Here is a 20,555-nt window from a genome sequence, read left to right on the forward strand (position 1 = left end):
CGTGACTCGCGAAACCCCTATTTCAGCTATTCCGGTTTCAGGTCAGCCGGTTTCAGGTCAACCGGTTTCAAGCCATCCACACAGCGGTGAAAAGCTGGGTGCAGCCTATGTAGCCCGCCTGCGTGAACAATTTCCTGCGGCGATTTTAGATGAAGAGTGGCAAACCCCTGATCAACTGACCATTACCATCAAACTAAATAGCCTGCCCGATGTGGTAGAGCACCTTTATTATCAACAAGGTGGCTGGTTGTCGGTGCTGTTTGGTAATGATGAGCGCAGCCTGAATGGCTATTTTGCCATTTACTATGTGCTGTCGATGGAAGGCCGTGAACAATATGGCGAAGAGACCGGTAAGCAGTATGGCGATAAGTGCTGGGTGATTGTCAAAGCACTTATCAGCCCCGAACGACCGGAGTTCCCGTCAGTCACACCTCGGGTACCTGCCGCCGTCTGGGGCGAGCGAGAAGTACGCGATATGTATGGTCTGCAACCGGTTGGTCTGCCTGATGAGCGCCGTTTAGTGCTGCCCGATGATTGGCCAGATGACCTCTATCCGTTGCGTAAAGACACCATGGACTATCGCCAGCGCCCCACGCCCACCAGCGATACAGAAACCTATCAGTTTGAAAACGAAGCAGGCAGCAGTAGCCGGGTGGTGCCTATTGGCCCAATGCATATTACCTCTGACGAACCGGGTCACTTCCGGCTGTTTGTCGACGGCGAAGATATTATTGATGCCGATTACCGCCTATTTTATGTCCATCGTGGCATGGAGAAACTGGCCGAAACTCGCATGGGTTACAACGACGTCACCTTCCTGTCAGATCGCATCTGCGGCATCTGTGGCTTCACCCACAGCGTGGCCTACACCTCTTCCATTGAAAATGCTTTGGGCATTATCGTGCCGCCACGGGCACAGATGATCCGCACCATTTTGCTTGAAGTAGAGCGGCTGCACAGCCATCTGCTCAATATCGGTTTGTCTTGTCACTTTGTTGGTTTCGATACCGGTTTTATGCAGTTCTTCCGCGTGCGTGAAAAAGCGATGACGATTGCTGAGATGCTCACTGGCGCACGTAAAACCTATGGTCTGAATCTGATTGGTGGCGTCCGCCGCGATATCCTGAAAGCGGATCGCATCAAAACGCTGCAATTGGTCTCGGAGATGCGTGCCGATATCGGCCAGTTAGTGGATATGTTGATGAGCACCGCCAATATCGAACAACGTACCGTGGGGGTGGGCCTGCTGGATCGCAAAATCGCCCGCGATTTCAGTCCGGTCGGCCCAATGATCCGCGCCAGTGGCTATGCGCGTGATATGCGCCATGACCACAGCTACGCCAACTATGCCAATGTGCCCAAAGAGTTGTTTACCCTTGATGGCTGCGATGTCCACTCCCGCCTGCTGGTGCGGGTGCGCGAGTTCTTTGACTCTCTGGTGATGATTGAATATGGCCTGAACCATATGCCCGGCGGGCCGCTGCTGGAAGAAAAAGTCAATTACCAACCTTACAAGTTCGCCCTCGGGTTCTCGGAAGCACCACGTGGCGAAGATGTGCATTGGAGCATGACCGGCGACAACCAGAAGCTATTCCGCTGGCGCTGCCGTGCGGCAACTTACGCCAATTGGCCGGTGCTGCGTTATATGTTGCGCGGCAATACCGTCTCTGATGCGCCACTGATTATCGGCAGCCTCGATCCCTGCTACTCCTGTACTGACCGGGTCACGCTGGTGGATGTGCGCAAGCAAAAATCCGTCACTGTGCCGTACAAAGAGATCGAGCGTTATGGCATTGAGCGCACCCATTCGCCGCTCAAATAGAGGGATGAAGAATGTTAAAACTGTTTAAAACCATCCTGAAAGTGGGCGACACCACGGTGAAATACCCGTTTAAGCCGCTTGAGGTCAGCCACGGTTTTCGCGGCAAACCGCAATATGATGCCGAGCAATGCATCGCCTGTGGTGCTTGTACCATGGCCTGCCCTGCCAATGCGCTAACCATGGAAACCGATCTTGCTAGCGGCACTCGTCAGTGGCAGTTATTTCTCGGGCGTTGCATTTTTTGTGGCCGCTGTGAGGAGGTCTGCCCGACCCGCGCCATTGTGTTATCACAAGAGTTTGAACTGGCCGTCTTCAACAAAGCGGATTTGTATCAGCGCGCCAGTTTTACCCTTGCCCATTGCCAGCAATGCCAGCAACCCTTTGCACCGAAAAAAGAAGTGGATTATGTCATGGCACTGCTGATTCATTCCGGGATGGCGGCCGGGGATGTCGAGCAGCAGCGGCCACATTTTGAAACTTGCCCTGAGTGTAAGCGCAAACAGAATATCGTTATTAATAACAACGTCATGCTGGATCAGCATAGCGAAGGGAGGGGCAAGCTATGAGCCAACCACATTCATTAAAACCGGGCTGGGGGCACCATGTTAGCCAGCCGATCGCACTTGATCCCTCGGTTGCCCAGTTAAAAAGTAAATTATTGAAAGATATCAAGCGCTCCGCCTATGTCTATCGGGTGGATTGTGGTGGCTGCAACGGCTGTGAGATTGAGATTTTCTCCTCAATCACCCCACTGTTCGACACCGAGCGCTTTGGTATCAAAGTAGTCGCCTCCCCCCGCCACGCGGATATTTTGCTGTTTACCGGTGCGGTTACTCGCGCCATGCGCACACCGGCACTGCGCGCTTATGAATCGGCACCGGACCCAAAAATCTGCGTCTCTTACGGCGCGTGTGGTTGTGGTGGTGGCATCTTCCATGACCTGTACTGTGTCTGGGGTGGCAGCGATACCATCGTACCGATTGATGTGTACATTCCCGGTTGCCCGCCGACCCCAGCCGCAACCATCTATGGTTTTGCCGTGGCATTGGGTCTGCTGGAGCAAAAACTGAAAGGCGAAGAGCATCAGGAGAGTGCCGATGAACGCGTCGCGCTGATTCACCCCGATGCACCGCTCAATCTGCGAGTGCTGTTGGAGCGTGAAGCGCGCCGTATGGCCGGCTATCGCCAGGGGCGGGAAATCACCGACAGTTTCTTGTCGCTGCTGGTCAATCAGCCATTACCGGAATTTGAACAGCGCTGCCAGAACTACCTGCGCCAACAAGATGATCCGCGTCTGAGCGAGATATTCGCCAACCTGCAACACATTGCCCTGATACAATTGGCGGGAGGCAAAGCTGATGTCCGCTAAGGTTATTTTCTATGCACTGAATCAGAAGTTCCTCGACAGTGATGACGATATGCCCGAGCAAGCACAACAAGTGATGTATTACTCACTGGCTATCGGCCACCATGTGGGGGTGATTGATTGCTTAAAAGCCATCATGGAATGCCCGCTGGCAGAATATGAACAATGGTTTGCTCAGTTGCCCGCCGGCGAGGCTCACCGCAAGATGGCCGGTTTACTGAAGTTTGGTGAAATCACCATCGACAGTACCCATACCCAGTTATTGGCAAAAGCCTTCGCACCACTGGCTGAAAACTCCGCCTCACTCCACCAGCCATGGAGCCAACAACTGCTGCAAACCCTGTACGATATCGAGCAGGAACCTGCCATCTATTTAATGGTGAAACGCCGCCCATGAACATGCCACATCCCCCCGCCACTCACACCACCGCCCTCAATCTGGTGTTAACCGTTGGCAACAGCATGATGGGCGATGACGGCGCAGGCCCACTACTGGCTGAACGCATGACACAACAACCACTGATTGACTGGCAGGTGATTGACGGTGGTTCGGCACCGGAAAATGTGGTGCATCGTATTCGCGCATTGCAACCGACGCGATTAGTTATTGTCGATGCTGCCGATATGGAGCTGCCGCCGGGTGAGATTCGCATCATTGACCCTGAGCGAATTGCCGAAATGTTTATCATGAGCACCCATAATTTACCGCTCAACTTTCTAATTGATCAGTTAAAGGAAGATATTAGCGAAGTCATTTTTGTAGGGATTCAACCCACCTTAGTAGCGTTTTACTTCCCAATGACCGAGCCAGTAAAACAGGCGGTAGAAACGGTGTATCAACAACTGCCACACTGGCAAGGTGACGGTGGTTTCGCGCATTTATAGCGAAATGACGGCATGCCGTCGTCAAATTTGCCGACGTCATGCCAGCCGACAGTTTCCTGTTAACCTCCCCGCCCACATCAGCATCCACTAATCCTTTATAAAACAATCACATTTATTCACTTTTACCTGACCACTTCAAGTTGGCATAAACCATGCAGTATGTAAGGTAATGAGCCAGATTAGCTGTTCTAAACGTGAATCTGCCAGATCTATCAATTTATCCCCAATAGATTTCAAGGTGCAGGAAGGCGGCAAGCGAGTGAGTCCCGATGAGCTTACTCAAGTAAGTGATTCGGGTAAGCAAGTGCAGCCAACACATCTGCAACTTGAAAGATGAAGGGGAAGGAGAGAACACAATGAACCGGTTCATAATCGCAGACCCCAAAAAGTGTATTGGCTGCCGCACCTGTGAGGTGGCCTGCGTGCTGGCACACAACGGTGGCAAGCTGGACACGCTAACTAAAGCCAATTTCGCGCCTCGGCTGAAGGTGGTTAAAGGGCTAAATGTCAGTACCGCCATTATGTGTCGGCACTGTGAAGATGCCCCTTGTGCCAATGTTTGCCCGAACGGCGCAATTGTTCGGGCAGCGGACAGTATTCAAGTGTTGCAGGAAAAATGCATTGGCTGCAAAACCTGTGTCGTTGCCTGCCCGTATGGTGCGATGAGCGTCGTGACCAAACAGGTCGAAGTGATGTTTAACGGCCTCTCACAAGGATTCTGCCTGAAAGCCGAAGCACAGAAATGTGACTTGTGCGAAGGGCAAGCCGCCGGCCCGGCGTGTATCTCCGTTTGCCCAACGCAGGCGCTGCACATGATTGGCCGCGACACCATGCAGGCCATGCTGCGCAAAAAACAGATGCGTGCTGCTTTAGATGAAGCCAACGAAATGAGCTTTTAGTCAATAAGGCTGCGGCTCCAAGAACGAAGGGTAATTATTATGAAAAAAGCATTAACGGTCTGCCCGTACTGTGGCTCCGGCTGCAAAATCAATTTGCTGGTTGAGAATGGCAAAGTGGTTGGCGCTGAAGGCGCAAATGGCGTCACCAATCAGGGTGAGTTGTGTCTGAAAGGCTACTATGGTTGGGACTTTCTCAATGACACCAAATTGCTAACTCCGCGCCTTAAACAGCCGATGATCCGTCGCCAAAAAGGCGGCAAGCTGGAGGCGGTATCCTGGGATGAAGCGATTGAGTTTGCTAGCAGTAAACTGCGGGCAATCAAAGAAAAATATGGCCCGGAAGCCATTATGCATACCGGTTCATCCCGTGGCCCAGGCAATGAAACCAACTATGTGATGCAGAAATTTGCCCGTGCGGTTACCGGCAGCAACAATATTGACTGCTGCGCCCGTGTTTGCCACGGCCCGTCGGTCGCCGGGCTGCAAGTGACATTGGGTAATGGCGCGATGAGTAATTCAATCTGCGAGATTGAAGATACCAAATGTATTTTAGTGTTTGGCTACAACGCCGCTGACTCCCATCCGATCGTGGCCCGCCGTATTCTGAAAGCCAAAGAAAAAGGCGCGAAAGTGATTGTCTGCGATCCACGCCATATCGAAACGGCGCGTATTGCAGATCTCTGGTTACCCCTGAAAAACGGCTCCAATATGGCACTGGTGAATGCCTTTGCCAATGTGTTGATCACTGAAGAGCTGTACGATAAAGATTATGTCTCCCGCTATACCGAGGGCTTCGACGAGTACCGTGAAATCGTCGCCAAATACACCCCGGAATATGTCGAAAGCATTACTGGCCTACCGGCGAAATCAATTCGTGAAGCCATGCGTATCTATGCCGCCGCCCCTTCAGCCACCATCTTGTGGGGGATGGGTGTCACTCAGTGGGGCCAGGGCGTAGATGTCGTGAAAGGGTTGTCAGGACTGGCACTGTTAACCGGTAATCTGGGGCGCCCGAATGTCGGTGTTGGTCCGGTACGCGGGCAAAACAACGTGCAGGGTGCCTGCGATATGGGCGCATTGCCAAATATGTATCCGGGTTATCAATCTGTGGCCGATCCCGCCACACTGGAAAAATTTGCCAAAGCCTGGGGGGTACCATCCCTGTCCGATAAAGTCGGTTACTCGCTGACCGATGTTCCACATAAAGTGAAAGAGGGGAAAATTAAAGCCAACTACGTGATGGGCGAAGATCCACTCCAGACCGAACCGGATTTGTCCATGATGCGTGAAGCCTTCAGCGAATTAGAACTGCTGATTGTGCAAGATATCTTTATGACTAAAACCGCAGCCGAGGCGGATGTTATCTTCCCCGCCACCTCGTGGGGTGAACATGAAGGGGTCTATTCTGCGGCAGACCGTGGTTTCCAGCGGTTTGAAAAAGCGGTTGAACCACAAGGTGATGTAAAACCAGATTGGGAAATTATTAGTCTGATGGCGACCGCACTCGGCTATCCGATGAAATATAACAATACCAAAGAGATTTGGGATGAACTGCGTGAGTTATGCCCGCTGTACTATGGCGCAACCTACGAAAAAATGGCTGGTTTGGGCTATATCCCGTGGCCATGTACCACTGAAGATAGCCCCGGTACACCCTGGTTATATGCCGGTAATAAGTTTGACCGCCCTGGCGGCAAAGGGTTGTTATTTGCCAGTGAATGGCGTGCGCCAATGGAACTGGTGGATGAGCAATATCCGTTGGTGTTGTGTACCGTGCGTGAGGTCGGCCACTACTCCTGCCGTTCGATGACTGGCAACTGTTCCGCACTACAAACGCTGGCCGATGAACCGGGTTATGTACAAATCAGCCCGCAGGATGCAGATAAAATGCGCTTGCAGGATCAACAACTGGTATGGGTTGAATCGCGTCGTGGTAAAGTTATCACGCGGGTCTCAGTCAGTGAACGTATTAATGTCGGCGCGGTATATATGACCTACCAGTGGTGGATTGGCGCCTGTAATGAGCTGACGCTGGACCATCTGGATCCGATTTCCAAAACACCGGAATATAAATATTGCGCGGTGAAGCTGGAAGCCATCCCAGATCAGACGTGGGCAGAAAACTATGTGCAACAGGAATACAGTCAGTTGAAGGCGCGGTTACGTAGAGAAGCCGAAGTGGGGTGATCGGTTAACGGCTACTGCGCTTTGCCATTCTGGGTTTACGCAGTGCTCGCCACCGTCATGTACTTATATGTACACTCCGGTGGCTGTGCGCTGAGCGCGCCCAGACTGGCTTTGCTCGCGACGCCGCGTTCAGGTAGAAGGGTTTGGCACTGCTTGGTTCAACACGGTATTCGGTAAATAGATATTAGTTTTATTCGAAGCAAATAAATGAGTTAATCCATCCCATCTTCATCTTCGATACTTTTTACTGATATTCCTAACCGCTGCATCCGTGATAACAAGGTGGTGCGTTTTAGCCCTAACTTAATGGCAGCCCCTTTTGGCCCAGCAACCACGCCGTTGGTTTCGCGTAATACTCGAATAATTCGCGCGCGCTCAGACTCTGAAGATTCAGGCTCTTCACTTTCGGGTAATAAGGTTTTATGCACAACCCTCTCTGCCACGGGTTTAGTAACCTCTAGCGGCGACAAATGATATTCCAGCTCTTGTAACTGCAAATTCAGCGTAGTGCCACGGCTAAGGATGACCGCCCGCTCAATAACATTTTCCAATTCACGAATATTGCCCGGCCACGGTAAACGGCTGAGCAAACGTAATGTTTCACCAGGAATTGTGTCGATAGTGCGATTCATCCGTTTGGCTATTTTTTGAGTAAAGAATTTTACCAGCAACGGAATATCTTCCGGCCGCTCACGCAGCGGAGGGATCACAATCGGAAAAACATTAAGCCGATAATAGAGGTCACTGCGATATTCGCGATTCACCATCATCAATTTTAAATCACGATTGGTCGCAGCAATTAGGCGAACATCCACCGGAATAATTTTACTGCCGCCAAGGCGTTCTATTTCCCGCTCTTGCAATACACGTAATAATTTAGGCTGTAGTTCCAGAGGAATATCGCCCACTTCATCAAGAAATAGTGTACCGCCGTCAGCCATTTCAAACCGGCCAATACGCTGTGATGATGCACCGGTATAAGCCCCCTTCTCATGACCGAACAGATCACTTTCCATCAAACCCGATGGAATGGCTGCACAGTTCATTTTCACCATGCGTTTATTCTTGCGGGTACTCAAATTATGAATAGCCCGGGCAATCAGCTCTTTGCCGGTGCCGGTTTCCCCCAGGATCAATACGGTACAATCACTGGAAGCCACCATCTCAACTTGTTCCAGTACTGCTTTAATCCCTGCACTATTACCGATTATCTCGCCAAACTCTTCATTATGAATAATCTGGTCCGTTAGATAGAGATTTTCATTTACCAACGAATCTTTTAGGCGGGTAATTTCGTTGTAGGCCAGCGCGTTATCAACCGCAATGGCAATACGCGCTGCAATTTGGCGCAACAGTTTTACATTGCTATCAGTGAAAATATCACTCTGACATTGTGCCAGTTTCAAAACACCTAACATTTTGTGACCGAAAAAAAGCGGCAACAGGCAAACAACTTGTAACCCTTCATCCAGCATATTTGCCAGTTGCTTATCGTCCGGTGCCAAAAGAGATATATCAGCCAAATTAACCAGCAATAACGTTTTACTCTGTAAAACCTGCCCAGCCAAAGTGCCGGTAATATCCACCCATGCCTGCTGATACTGTACAGCCTTGCCACTCTGGTAGCGGGTAGAAAATACATTTAACTTATTTTTATCCTTATGGGTACCACAGAGCGCTAAGCTAATGTAATCAATATTAAAAAATCGATGTATCTCTTTTGATACTTCTGCCGCTAATACATCCAACTCCAGCTTAGAAATAACCGTATTGGTCACATCCACTAAAATCCGATAGTGGTCGCGCTCAAAGCGCAGTTTTTCACGCTCGGAAAATGCCCGATTGATTTCAGCAATATTATCAACGGCGATTGCCACTACATCTGCCAGTAATCCCAGAAAAGTAACTGCTTGTTCATCAAACTCACTGTCATCAGTTTTAATAAATTCGATACAGCCAGACCAGTGATTGTCATGACCCAAGGGGAAATGGCAGCCAGAGTGCAATGCCTGATAGGGAATCAAATCACAAACAGCAGAAAACTCCCTTTGCATACGGCGATGGTCAGTCTGCAAAGGCGTCTGCTGCTGCCAGGCTAAGCCACCGGGGCCTTCGGCAAACAAGATATTTTGCGATCCCTGCACCCTGTTGGTCGCATCGTCATGGGTATAAAGGGTATTTTGGTTATAAAGAGGGTTAAGCAATAATAAATTGACCCGCTGAAAACGCACCACAGAAAAAGAGAGCTTTCTGAGTTCATTCACTAAATCGGTTATATCCCGTAGCAATAATAACTTTTTTGATACCGTGAACAGTGTATCTTGCCAAACTTGAGCCAATGTGGGACGGGGTAGTTTTTTTGCTCTATCCATAAACGTCGTTATTAAGCCCAGAAAAATGATCACTACTTTAAGGTATTAAACTGAACAAATATATATCAACAGACGATAAGCTTGATCTGGGTTAACAAACTATTTCTCCGTAATTTTTCCGTCTTACCAATCAGTTGAAATCACGTCTCATTTACATCGTAAGATAAATAAAAACATTAGGTTACATGTAATACTCACCCTACATGGAACATCAAATTACAACTAGCGCTATATAAATAAATATATATCGAAAACAAAAATAAGTATTAATATCTGACCCAGAAAAAACCAATTCTAGGGAAGATACAAAATGCAACAGTAAAATCGCTCAATGAATCTCTGGTATGAAAAATGCATTACATTTAGGTCAGAAAAATAATTTATTAATATTAGTTTTCATTCCCCTACACCGATAAAATAATAAGTAAGGAGTTATCAATGAGCATTGAAAATCCCTTTGATCTGCGACTTCCGGTTGATATGGCAAAACAGGCAGAGCAAGTCGGTATATATAAAGCCACTAAGAATCCGGCCACCACCTTTTATTTAGCCATGACTGCCGGTGTATTCATCTCTATCGCTTTTGTCTTCTACATTACAGCAACAACCGGCACTGCTGGCGTGGTGGCATTTGGGTTAGCAAAGTTGGTAGGCGGCCTGTGTTTCTCTCTTGGCCTGATTTTAGTGATTATCTGTGGGGCTGATTTATTCACATCCACAGTACTCATTGTGGTGGCTAAAGCCAGTGGCAAAATCAGTTGGCGGCAATTAATCTGTAATTGGGTGAATGTCTATTTCGGTAATCTTATTGGTGCACTGTTCTTTGTGGCATTGATTTGGTTTGCCGGTCAGCATACGGCGGCAAATGGTTTATGGGGCTTGAATGTATTGCAAACTGCCGAACACAAATTGCATCATACGTTTGTAGAAGCGGTGTGTTTGGGGATTCTGGCTAATCTAATGGTGTGTCTGGCAGTATGGATGAGCTATTCCGGCCATACTTTGACGGATAAAATTGTGGTGATGTTACTGCCTATCGGCATGTTTGTCGCCAGCGGTTTTGAACACAGCATTGCCAATATGTTTTTGATCCCATTAGCTATTGTCATCCGCGATTATGCATCACCGGGGTTCTGGCTATCAATTAATGCTACCCCGGATCAATTTTCTGCGCTGACCCTAAATAACTTTATTATCGATAATCTAATCCCGGTGACTATCGGCAATATTATTGGTGGTGGGTTATTGGTTGGCCTGACCTATTGGATTATTTATCTGCGCAATCCAGCTCATTGAGTCAATAGCGCCATTGATATCGACAAATTTGACGAAATGACGTGAATAAAAGTGACACCCATAACGTAACAGCCAGTCGGGTTTACCCCTGACTGGCTGTTACGTTAATTCACAATAACCGATTATTTCTTCTTAGCGTATTTCAGTGAGTCTAATGCGACGGCAAAGATAATGATCGCACCTTTAATAATATACTGCCAATAAGGGTTCACACCGATATAAGTTAATCCGTAGTTAATAACGGTAAAGATAATTACCCCTGTCACTACGCCGATAACGGTACCAACACCACCACTAAAGGACACACCGCCCACCACACAGGCGGCAATCGCATCCAACTCGTACATAAAGCCAAGGTTGTTAGTCGCACTACCGATACGGCCTGCTTCCAACATACCGCCGAAAGCATAGAACACACCGGACAAGGCATAGATCATGATCAAGTTTAGTGGCACATTCACACCAGAAACTTTTGCCGCTTCCGGGTTACCGCCGATGGCAAAAATATTCTTACCAAAGCGAGTTTTATTCCACAGCACCCAGACAAAGCCGATAGCAATCAAAGCATAGAAGGTAATATAAGACAGTTTGAAATCACCAAATCGTAAGAACCCTTGAGCAAAGGTTGAGAATGCCGGATCAAAACCTGCAATCGGTGATGCGCCAACGAAATCGTAATACAGGGAGTTAATCCCGTAGACGATAATCATCGTACCTAATGTGGTAATAAATGGAGTCACATTCAGGTAAGCAATGATAATACCGTTGACCAAACCAATAATCGCACCAATCAGACAGACGGTTAAAATAACAATCGGAATCGGCACTGTGTGTAAATCAGGGAAAACTTTATTAACGTTATCCATTGCTTGCAACATGGTCGCCGCAACTACCGCCGCCAAACCTACCTGACGCCCGGCTGACAGGTCGGTCCCTTGGGTAACAATCAGCCCTGCCACACCCAGTGCGATAATAATACGCACCGATGATTGGGTTAGAATGTTACTTAAGTTCATCAGACTTAAAAACGTCGGATCCTTAACAATAATAATTGCCAGTAATACGAACAACACCACATAAATCCCGCTCTCTTTAAGGTAAGTGAGCATACTTTTCTTATTTAACGCATTCATAATAAGAACCTTCGACTAGATTAGAGATGCAAGGATGCAAGACGTAATATTTCATTTTGCGTGGTTTGCTTAGTATCAACAATTCCCGCAACCTGACCATTACTCATTACTAAAATTCTGTCAGTGATCCCTAGTAGCTCAGGCATTTCAGAGGAGATAATAATAATCCCTTTGTCTTTCTTCGCTAATTCAGTCATTAACTGATAGATTTCAAACTTAGCACCGACATCAATACCTCGAGTCGGCTCATCCAACATTAATATTTCTGGTTGAGTCAGTAGCCAACGGCCAATAATTACTTTCTGCTGGTTACCACCGGATAAAGAGCCAATACTGGTACGGTGACCGGGCGTTTTTACACGCATCGCATCGATAACCCATTGGGTATCGCTCTTCATGCGCGTATTATCCAGCAGCCCAAATTTATTTTTATAGTTACGGATATTAGAGATCAGGGAATTAAAACCCACATCGAGATAAGCGTAAATCCCGGTTGAGCGGCGCTCTTCAGTTACCAGTGCAAACCCATGATTAATGGCTTCATTGGCACTATGGTTATTAATACTTTTGCCATGTAACTTAATGGTCCCGGCCACTTTTTCGCGGATACCAAATAAGGTTTCAACAATATCGGTGCGCTTGGCCCCAACCAAGCCAGCAATCCCCAAAATCTCGCCTTTATGCAAATCAAAGGAGACATCACGGATCGAGGGTTGGCGCAGCGAGGTCAGATTTTTCACTTCCAGAATGACTTCACCCGGCGTGTTCAGGCGATCAGGGAAACGCTGACTCAGTGAGCGCCCCACCATCATTGAGATTATCTGATCCATGGTCAGCCCTTCCAGCGGCTGGGTAGTAATCCACTGACCATCACGCAAAATAGTGATTTCATCACACAGTTGGAATATTTCTTCCATCTTGTGAGAGATATAAACAATGCCGCAGCCACGCTCTTTCAATTTACGAATAATCGTAAATAGATGATTAACCTCTTTCTCAGTTAATGAAGAGGTCGGTTCATCCATAATGACGATTTTGGCGTTATAAGAGAATGCTTTGGCAATCTCGATCATTTGCATTTGAGATACTGATAATGTTGCGACTTTATCGCGGGGATCAATATCAATATCCAATTCATCAAAGATAGCTTTGGTATCTTTGTACATTTTATCTTGATCGACAAAAAAACCTTTGGTTGGGTAACGACCCAGCCACATGTTGTCCATCACTGTACGTTGTAACACCAGGTTTAATTCCTGATGAACCATAGAGACACCGTGCTCTAATGCTTCTTTAGAGCTTTTAAATTCTATTTCTTGCCCCTGAAAGAGAATACTCCCGGAGTCTTTTTTATAGATACCAAACAGACATTTTAATAGCGTTGACTTACCTGCACCATTTTCTCCCATTAATGCATGGATCGAACTTGGCCGCACTTTAAGATTTACGTTATCTAACGCCTTTACACCCGGAAATGATTTATTGATATTACTCATTTCCAGCAACCACTCACGGGGTTGTGCTGTATTAATATCGGCCATAGTTATACCTGGCTAAGAATTGCCACTCACCTGCGAAATAAATACCTTATTCGCCGATAAGTGCATATTCAAAATAAGGATCAATGCAAAAAAACCTTCGGCCCCGGTGCTGGTTACCCAATATCGGGGCCAGAAGGTTAATAATTACTGCTTTACCCTTAGCACTGACACGGCTTTGGGCACCACCTATCACGACAGGCTGTTATTTAGTAAATTCAGCCAGGTTATCTTTATCAACACCTACATACGGAATACGTACGATTTTGTTTTCGATTTTCCAGTTAGTCCCTTCAGCAGCAGGTTTACCGGCAGCCAGATTTTTAACTAAATCGAAAGTTGCTTTAGCTTGATTGTTGGCATCGTTCAATACGGTACCGGCCATTTGGCCTGATTTCACCAGCGCTAACGCTTCTGGCAAGGCATCAACACCAAATACTGGAATACTGGTTTTGTTATGGGCTTTCAAGGCTTCTACTGCACCCATCGCCATCGCATCGTTGTTAGCAATAACCACTTCGATCTTGTTGGCGTTAGGGCCAGATAACCAGGCATCCATTTTATCTTTAGCTTGCGCGGTATCCCACATTGCAGTATCTAACTGCAATTGTTGAGTCGGCAGACCTTTTTCATTCAACGTTTTAATGACATAAGTTGTACGTGCTTCAGCGTCTGGGTGACCCGGCTCGCCTTTCAACAGCACAAATTGGATTTTGCCATCTTTATTCAGATCCCATGCTGGGTTGGCTTTCCAGTGTTTCGCAATCAGCTCACCCTGAATAACACCAGACTCTTTAGAGTCAGTCCCTACATAGTAAGCTTTATCGTAACTATCCAATGCCTTACGTGAAGGTTCTTTGTTATAGAACACGATCGGCACATCGTTGCCGCGTGCTTTATCAATAACAACCGGTGCTGCTGCTGGGTCGACCAGGTTAATGGCTAGCCCTTTCACACCTTTAGCCAGCAATACATCAATCTGATCGTTTTGCTTGGACTGGTCATTTTGGGAGTCATTCATCAGTAAGGTAACGTCAGGAGATGCTTTAGCATCTTTCTCGATAGCTTTACGGACCACGGACATAAAGTTGTCATCATATTTATAAATAGTGACACCAATACGGGTATCAGCTTGAGCAGCCGCGCCAAACATCATGCTGGCAACCAGGGTCGCTAATGTGAAAACCTTCTTATTCATTTGTATCTCCGGGTTTATGTAGGGTAGTACAGGGTGATAACACCGTCGCCTTAACGTGAGAAAGACCCATCGTTCAAAGCTGCTGACACTGAATATCTATCGTCCTTGAGCGCACTCCACTCCGAGAAAGCCGCCTGAGTCGTCAAAAACCATGCCACTTACAAACTCAACATCTGCGGAACGCGTGTTTGTAAATTACTATTCTAAAACCCGCTACCGTGTGTTTTTTTATCCGGTAACCGATGACATATTGATACATTCAGGTAGAAAACAACTAGAGCATAGACGGGCCGTTGTTAAGAATCTGTGAATTTTCTCACAGATTGAAAACGGTTACACAAGAATAAATACGTAACTAGTGAGCGACCCCACAAATTGCGACAGAATGACGCGGTACCAATGTGGGTTTAAAACAATAAGCCGCGTGCGGGTCTGGCGGATGACTGGCCCCTTCAAGTGCCAGCTCGGTGGCTAAAGTTGCCATAGAAACAATAGGATAACGCACTGTGGTCAATTTGGGGCTGGTATAGCGGGCAATAGGGATATCATCAAAGCCCACCAGCGAAAACTGCTCAGGGACACTGATACCGTTTTCTTTCAACACCGCCAGCGCACCAGCAGCCATTGAGTCGTTATAGGCAAACACCGCACTGAGCTGTAAATTGCGCCCCAGCAAGTCAATCATGGCACGCTCCCCCCCAGCCAGATCAGGAGTACCAAATGCTCGCCAACTGTCAGGAGCAGTGATACCGGCGGTCTCAAGCGCATTTAGGTAACCCGTTTGACGCTGGATAACATCATCAATGGGGTGGTTGGAACCGAGAAAACCGATACGTTGGTGCCCTTGTTTAAGCAGTAAACGGCATGCCATTTGCGCACCGCTAACATTGTCTAATCCTACACAACGGTGCTCAAACCCAGGAATAATCCTATTAATCAGAACCATACCTGGAACCTGGTCTAAAAAAGCGATTAACTCACCGTCACTCAATGCCTTAGCGTGAACAACCAATGAATTACAGCGTTGACGCAGTAGCACTTCAATGGCATGACGCTCTTTATCGGCCTGGTGGTAGCTATTACCAATCAACAGATATTTTTGATGTCGTTGGGCTACGGTGTCTACCGCTTTCACCAAGGCACCAAAAAAGGGATCAGAGACATCCATCACCACCACACCGACAGTATCGCTACTTTGTGTTGCCAGTTTTTGTGCATTAGCATTTGGGCGGTAGCCCAGTTCTGACACCGCTTTCAGCACTGCGGCGCGCGTTTCTGGCCGAATAGCAGCGCTGTTATTGAGGACACGGGATACCGTAGCCAGCGAAACGCCAGCCCGCGAGGCCACATCACGAATGGTGATACTATTTCCAGATGAATGCAGAGCAGCCATGACCTTATCCTGTGAATAAGTAACCATGCGCGTGTTGATGTGAACTGGGCATGGCAGGTGGCTTATCCTACCCAGTTTGTTGAATTTGCCACGTGAAATGCGTCACAAGAAAGAAAACGTTTACATACAAATTTGCAACCCGCTCGATCATTTTTACTTTACAGACGCATTCAGGGCTTAGTGTTGCGTGGTTGTAACGATTGACCGCAAGCATAGGCGGTCAATTTTCGCCATAACCACTCGAGTGGCCCTTGGGCAAAGTAATGCAGCCATAGCAGGGAGAATAGGATATTACACAGCCAGACCAGTGGAACAATCGCGAGGAGTTGTAGGCGGTCAAGCTGTTGATATAAGCCGAAGTGATAGAAAATCAACGTACATATCAATGTTTGCAGTAAATAATTACTCAGAGCCATGCGCCCTACCTGTGCCAACCAATGATTGACACGCCAACCGGATATTGTGGGACCGAAGCCATACAGCAGAGCCAGATAGCCCACAGCCTGTAATGGAGCCCCTAACTCACGGGGAACTTGCAACAAAAAACCGCTCCAACGGTAATCCCAGCCCACTGCCCATTGCAGTGCCACCCCCGGTATTTGGATAACTAATGAAAGCGGTATCAAACATGCCGCAAGCAAACGGTAGTGGCGCAAGCTAAAATCACCGCGTAGCCAGCCAGAACGCATTAACCCAGCACCAAATAACATCGAGCCAGCCAGCTCCCAGCCATATTGGGCGCCGATAGCAATCAAATTGGATGACAACAGATCTAACCGATTCTTCCAGGCTTCCATGCCCCGCTGCAACTTCCAAAATTGCTCATATTGCAGATCCGCAGGCCCCGGCTGCCAAAATCGCCCCGGTTCGCCATTAGTGATAAACCCCAGTAACAGCAATACCGCGACACCCACTAAATAAAGCACCGCACCGGTACGCAACAAACTGGCGGCATCTTTGGCATCACGAATCATTCGCCAACACACCAGACCGATCAAACCATAAGCAAATAGAATGTCTCCATCCCAGAAAAAGATACCGTGAATTAATCCCAGTAATAGCAATAAGGAAAGTCGCGCCCGAATCCAGCTCTTGCCGCGTTTAAGTAATAGCTCAAGGCCCGCACCAAACAGAATGGCGAAAATAGATAAGAACTTGGCCTGTGCCACAATATCGAGAATGGCCCAAGTCCAGGCATCGGATAGCGAAGGAAGGCCCAGATAGGCCGGATTAAGATAAGCAGCCTTTGACAGACCGAAGGCGCTGATATTAAGCAGCAGAATGCCAAGGATGGCCAGCCCTCGCGCACTGTCTAACGTTGCGATGCGTTGACGCATACCCGACATCCTGTGTACGGGCACCCACTGGTACCCTCTCTGGAAAAGGCTAATTAGCCGTTGTGACGTTAGCTATTATGACGAACAGCACGCAGGAATTCCTGGCGCGTATTCTGGCTAGATTTGAATAACCCGCCTAATGATGTCGTGGTGGTCGCACTGGTAGCATCACGAATACCGCGCGCTTTAACGCAATAATGCACCGCATCGATAGAAACTGCGACATTATTAGTGCCTAACAGTGTCTGTAGTGCCAACAGGATTTGCTGTGTCAGCCGCTCTTGCACTTGCGGGCGCTGAGCAAAGAACTGCACGATACGGTTGATTTTAGATAAACCAATCACACTGTCTTTGGGAATATAAGCGACAGTGGCTTTACCATCAATAGTGACGAAATGATGTTCGCAGGTACTGGTCAGGGTGATATCTCGTACCGTGACCATTTCATCGACCTTCATTTTATTCTGAATCAGGGTGATTTTGGGGAAATTTTCGTAATCCAGTCCAGAGAAAATCTCATCAACATACATTTTGGCAATACGTCTTGGCGTATCCGCCAGACTATCGTCAGACAAATCAAGATTCAGCAATTGCATGACTTCAGTCATATGCGCTTGAATCTTGGTTTTACGCGTTTGGGCATCTAACTCTTGTTTGCGCAGCGGGGTTTCAAGACCACGGGCCAGCAATGCCTCATGAACCAACTCAGCTTCTTTACTTAGCGATGACATTCTTTTCTCCAGCAGGCGTACACATCCGAACAGTATAAACATGATGTAGATCACGTTCGGATTTTGCTCCCCACTTTAGTTGAGAGCAAAATGATTATCCAGTGATTGTTATTCATATCGAATCGTTATTTACATCATGATGAAATAGTTGCATTTGGTGCATCCACTGTAGCGTAAATCAACCGGTAACTGTTTCCTGAGCGCGACGTGGCGTTTTGATAACCAACCCTCCAGCAATGAACAGTGCCACCACTGCCACGTACAGCGCAGGCTCTAACCGGTGAGTCAAGGTTGTTGAGATAGCGGATAATATTGGGCCAACCAGTTGTCCGATAGCATAACCGGTGGTCAGTAAACCAGCCATATAGCGGGTGTGTTGCGGTGCCAGCTCCCGGCCATGCTGCAATGAAAGTTGCACCACACTCAGGAAACCGCCACCGGTCAGTAATGCCCCTAATGCCAACCCACTAACTCCCGGCACTAGCTCCGCGCACAATAGCCCCAATGCCTGTACCCAGAGTGTTAATGCCAAGCGGGTTTGCGAACTCAGGCAATGGCGGGTCAAAATACCGATAGTGATCCCTATCACCGCCGCGCCACCAAACACCGGCCAGACAAACTGGGCAAACAGGCTCTCTGGGAAGCGCGCTGCTGCCATTTGCGATAAAAATGTTGCGGGCAGAATATAACCGAATCCCGCCAGACTGTAGCTCCACACCAGGCGCTTGAGTGCTGGCGTTAAGGTCAGTGGAATCGCAGCGATATGCGGGCGATGTAGTTCCCCACTTCGCGGCAGATTAATACTGATCATGGCAATAATAACTAACGCCAATACACCATAGACCAGCCAGGCTTCTGCGGCCGATAAGCCATAGCTATGAATAACCACTGCCAACATACCGCTGATGAATATGCCCGCGCCTGGTCCGGCAAATACTGCGGCACTGAGTGCCGGACGGCCAAAGTGGGCCAGACGTTCATTGGTCCAGGCGGCGATAAGTACCATCGACCAACCACTGGCCCAGCCAATGGCAAAACGTACCACGCCATGCCACCACGGCCCATCAACTACTGCGGATAGCAGCGTAAGCGTTACCGCTCCCCACAATCCGAGCCATAAACGGCGCTCCACATGGCGGCTGGCACGCATAGCATCAAAAGCGCCAAACAGGTATCCCAGATAATTAAAGGCTGCCACCAGCCCGGCACCGGTTAGGGTGAACTGATGCTCTGCGATCATTAGCGGTACTTGCGGCGTAAAAGCAAAACGGCCAATTCCCATCGCCACCACTAACGCGAGAAAACCACTTAATGCAATTCTTAATGCCATCTGCCCTGCCCATTGTTTGCTGACAGATAATTCCTGCCAGACGGTTAAAAGAAAGTTGCCAATATCATGCCTGAGCATTAGAATCACAAAAAATGAATAATACTAACTAAGTTCATCACAAAAAGAGAACACCTATGGACCTGACCCAGCTACGCATGTTTTGCTGTGTAGCAGAAACCGGTTCCGTTGCCCGGGCAGCGGAGCAGATGCACCGCGTCCCGTCAAATTTGACGACCCGCCTGCGCCAACTTGAAGTTGAGCTGGGTGCCGACCTGTTTATCCGTGAAAAACAGCGCCTGCGGCTCTCCCCTATGGGCCATAACTTCCTCTGTTATGCCAACCGGATCCTGGCGCTAAGCGAAGAGGCAATGCGCATTACGCATGCTGGCGAACCGGCGGGTAATTTCCCGTTAGGCTCGATGGAAAGCACTGCTGCCACCCGTCTGCCTAATTTGCTGGCGGCCTATCATCAGCGCTACCCACAGGTCTCCTTATCGCTGATCACCGGGACATCGGGTGAAATCATTGAACAGGTACGGGCCGGAACACTGGCGGCAGCACTCGTTGATGGGCCAGTTCAACATGATGAACTGCACGGTTGTCGCTCTTTCGACGAACAACTGGTGATCATTTCTTGTTTGGACCACCCTCCGATTATGCAAGCCCGCGATGCGGTGGATGAGACACTGTTTGCCTTTCGCCCCAGCTGCTCTTACCGCTTGCGCCTGGAGAGTTGGTTCCGTCAGGCCGGTGTCTTACCGGGCCATATTATGGAAATCCAGTCTTACCATGCCATGCTGGCCTGTGTTGCCAGTGGTGCCGGGCTGGCATTGATACCCCATTCCGTATTGGCGCTACTGCCGGGCCATGAACGGGTACAAGTTCATGCCTTACCGGCTGATATTGCCGATACCGCAACTTGGCTTATCTGGCGTAAAGATGCCTTTAGCCCCAATGTCCGCACCTTAAAAGAACTGATTATCGAGCAGATTGAAATTCAGTGACTTATCTGACGGCTTGCCGCTTATCGGCCATAATTTATACAAACCATGTTGACTTACGTCCAGA

Annotated in this window: 17 protein-coding genes; 9 read left to right on the plus strand and 8 right to left on the minus strand. The window is 48.3% G+C overall.

Features of this window, described 5'->3' with window-relative positions; all coding sequences use genetic code 11:
• Position 1: 1 nt before the first annotated feature.
• The 7 genes from V1953_RS14005 (at position 2) to fdhF (ending at position 7,159) form a co-directional block, all read left to right on the plus strand.
• Positions 2–1,822, plus strand: a complete 1,821-nt coding sequence (locus V1953_RS14005) for a hydrogenase large subunit (RefSeq protein WP_072088653.1) — start codon at positions 2–4, stop codon at positions 1,820–1,822.
• 11 nt (positions 1,823–1,833) lie between these two features.
• Positions 1,834–2,388, plus strand: a complete 555-nt coding sequence (gene hyfH, locus V1953_RS14010; RefSeq protein WP_442851058.1) for a hydrogenase 4 subunit H — start codon at positions 1,834–1,836, stop codon at positions 2,386–2,388.
• Positions 2,385–3,191, plus strand: a complete 807-nt coding sequence (locus V1953_RS14015) for an NADH-quinone oxidoreductase subunit B family protein (RefSeq protein WP_372568905.1) — start codon at positions 2,385–2,387, stop codon at positions 3,189–3,191. Before hyfH ends, V1953_RS14015 begins: the two co-directional genes overlap by 4 nt.
• Positions 3,181–3,585 carry a formate hydrogenlyase maturation HycH family protein gene (locus tag V1953_RS14020; protein WP_442821084.1) on the plus strand — a complete coding sequence of 135 codons (405 nt, stop codon included), beginning with the start codon at positions 3,181–3,183 and terminating at the stop codon, positions 3,583–3,585. Before V1953_RS14015 ends, V1953_RS14020 begins: the two co-directional genes overlap by 11 nt.
• Positions 3,586–3,587: 2 nt before the next feature.
• The gene (hycI, locus tag V1953_RS14025; RefSeq protein ID WP_083163776.1) at positions 3,588–4,073 is read left to right on the plus strand and encodes a hydrogenase maturation peptidase HycI; all 486 of its coding nucleotides are present in this window, start codon (positions 3,588–3,590) and stop codon (positions 4,071–4,073) included.
• Positions 4,074–4,429: 356 nt separating this feature from the next.
• The gene (locus V1953_RS14030) at positions 4,430–4,972 is read left to right on the plus strand and encodes a 4Fe-4S binding protein (protein ID WP_032906839.1); all 543 of its coding nucleotides are present in this window, start codon (positions 4,430–4,432) and stop codon (positions 4,970–4,972) included.
• Positions 4,973–5,011: 39 nt separating this feature from the next.
• On the plus strand, positions 5,012–7,159 hold the full coding sequence (gene fdhF / locus V1953_RS14035) for a formate dehydrogenase subunit alpha (protein ID WP_442851059.1): 2,148 nt from the start codon (positions 5,012–5,014) through the stop codon (positions 7,157–7,159).
• A 212-nt stretch (positions 7,160–7,371) separates the two neighbouring features.
• Here the strand turns inward: fdhF and flhA are convergent, their stop codons facing one another.
• Entirely contained in the window at positions 7,372–9,531 is a 2,160-nt protein-coding gene (gene flhA, locus V1953_RS14040; protein WP_442851060.1) for a formate hydrogenlyase transcriptional activator FlhA, read from the minus strand.
• Between the two features lie 438 nt (positions 9,532–9,969).
• Between flhA and focA the strand changes: the two genes are divergently transcribed.
• Positions 9,970–10,827, plus strand: coding sequence for a formate transporter FocA (gene focA / locus V1953_RS14045; protein ID WP_442851061.1), 858 nt, complete (start codon positions 9,970–9,972; stop codon positions 10,825–10,827).
• Between the two features lie 122 nt (positions 10,828–10,949).
• On the opposite strand, the gene mglC is transcribed toward focA, so the two are convergent.
• From mglC to V1953_RS14080, 7 genes are all read right to left on the minus strand, one after another.
• Entirely contained in the window at positions 10,950–11,960 is a 1,011-nt protein-coding gene (gene mglC, locus V1953_RS14050) for a galactose/methyl galactoside ABC transporter permease MglC (RefSeq protein ID WP_005187595.1), read from the minus strand.
• A 20-nt stretch (positions 11,961–11,980) separates the two neighbouring features.
• Positions 11,981–13,501 (minus strand): galactose/methyl galactoside ABC transporter ATP-binding protein MglA, encoded by a 1,521-nt coding sequence (gene mglA / locus V1953_RS14055; protein ID WP_372568901.1) that lies wholly within the window; start codon positions 13,499–13,501, stop codon positions 11,981–11,983.
• A gap of 202 nt (positions 13,502–13,703) precedes the next feature.
• A complete protein-coding gene (mglB, locus tag V1953_RS14060; RefSeq protein ID WP_372558441.1) occupies positions 13,704–14,696 on the minus strand; it encodes a galactose/glucose ABC transporter substrate-binding protein MglB in 993 nt (330 codons plus the stop codon).
• A gap of 355 nt (positions 14,697–15,051) precedes the next feature.
• Complete coding sequence (gene galS, locus V1953_RS14065; RefSeq protein WP_420071964.1) at positions 15,052–16,089, minus strand: HTH-type transcriptional regulator GalS; 1,038 nt, start codon at positions 16,087–16,089, stop codon at positions 15,052–15,054.
• A gap of 170 nt (positions 16,090–16,259) precedes the next feature.
• On the minus strand, positions 16,260–17,426 hold the full coding sequence (yeiB, locus tag V1953_RS14070; protein WP_442851062.1) for a DUF418 domain-containing protein YeiB: 1,167 nt from the start codon (positions 17,424–17,426) through the stop codon (positions 16,260–16,262).
• Between the two features lie 68 nt (positions 17,427–17,494).
• Positions 17,495–18,157, minus strand: coding sequence for a GTP cyclohydrolase I FolE (gene folE / locus V1953_RS14075; protein ID WP_042569448.1), 663 nt, complete (start codon positions 18,155–18,157; stop codon positions 17,495–17,497).
• 178 nt (positions 18,158–18,335) lie between these two features.
• A complete protein-coding gene (locus V1953_RS14080; protein ID WP_442851063.1) occupies positions 18,336–19,487 on the minus strand; it encodes a YbfB/YjiJ family MFS transporter in 1,152 nt (383 codons plus the stop codon).
• Positions 19,488–19,621: 134 nt separating this feature from the next.
• Here V1953_RS14080 and ptrR point away from each other — a divergent pair, with 134 nt between their 5' ends.
• Positions 19,622–20,491 carry a putrescine utilization regulator PtrR gene (ptrR, locus tag V1953_RS14085; protein ID WP_083159403.1) on the plus strand — a complete coding sequence of 290 codons (870 nt, stop codon included), beginning with the start codon at positions 19,622–19,624 and terminating at the stop codon, positions 20,489–20,491.
• Positions 20,492–20,555: the final 64 nt, after the last annotated feature.

Source organism: Yersinia sp. 2541 StPb PI (assembly GCF_052217145.1).
Classification (GTDB): Bacteria; Pseudomonadota; Gammaproteobacteria; order Enterobacterales; family Enterobacteriaceae; genus Yersinia; species Yersinia enterocolitica_E.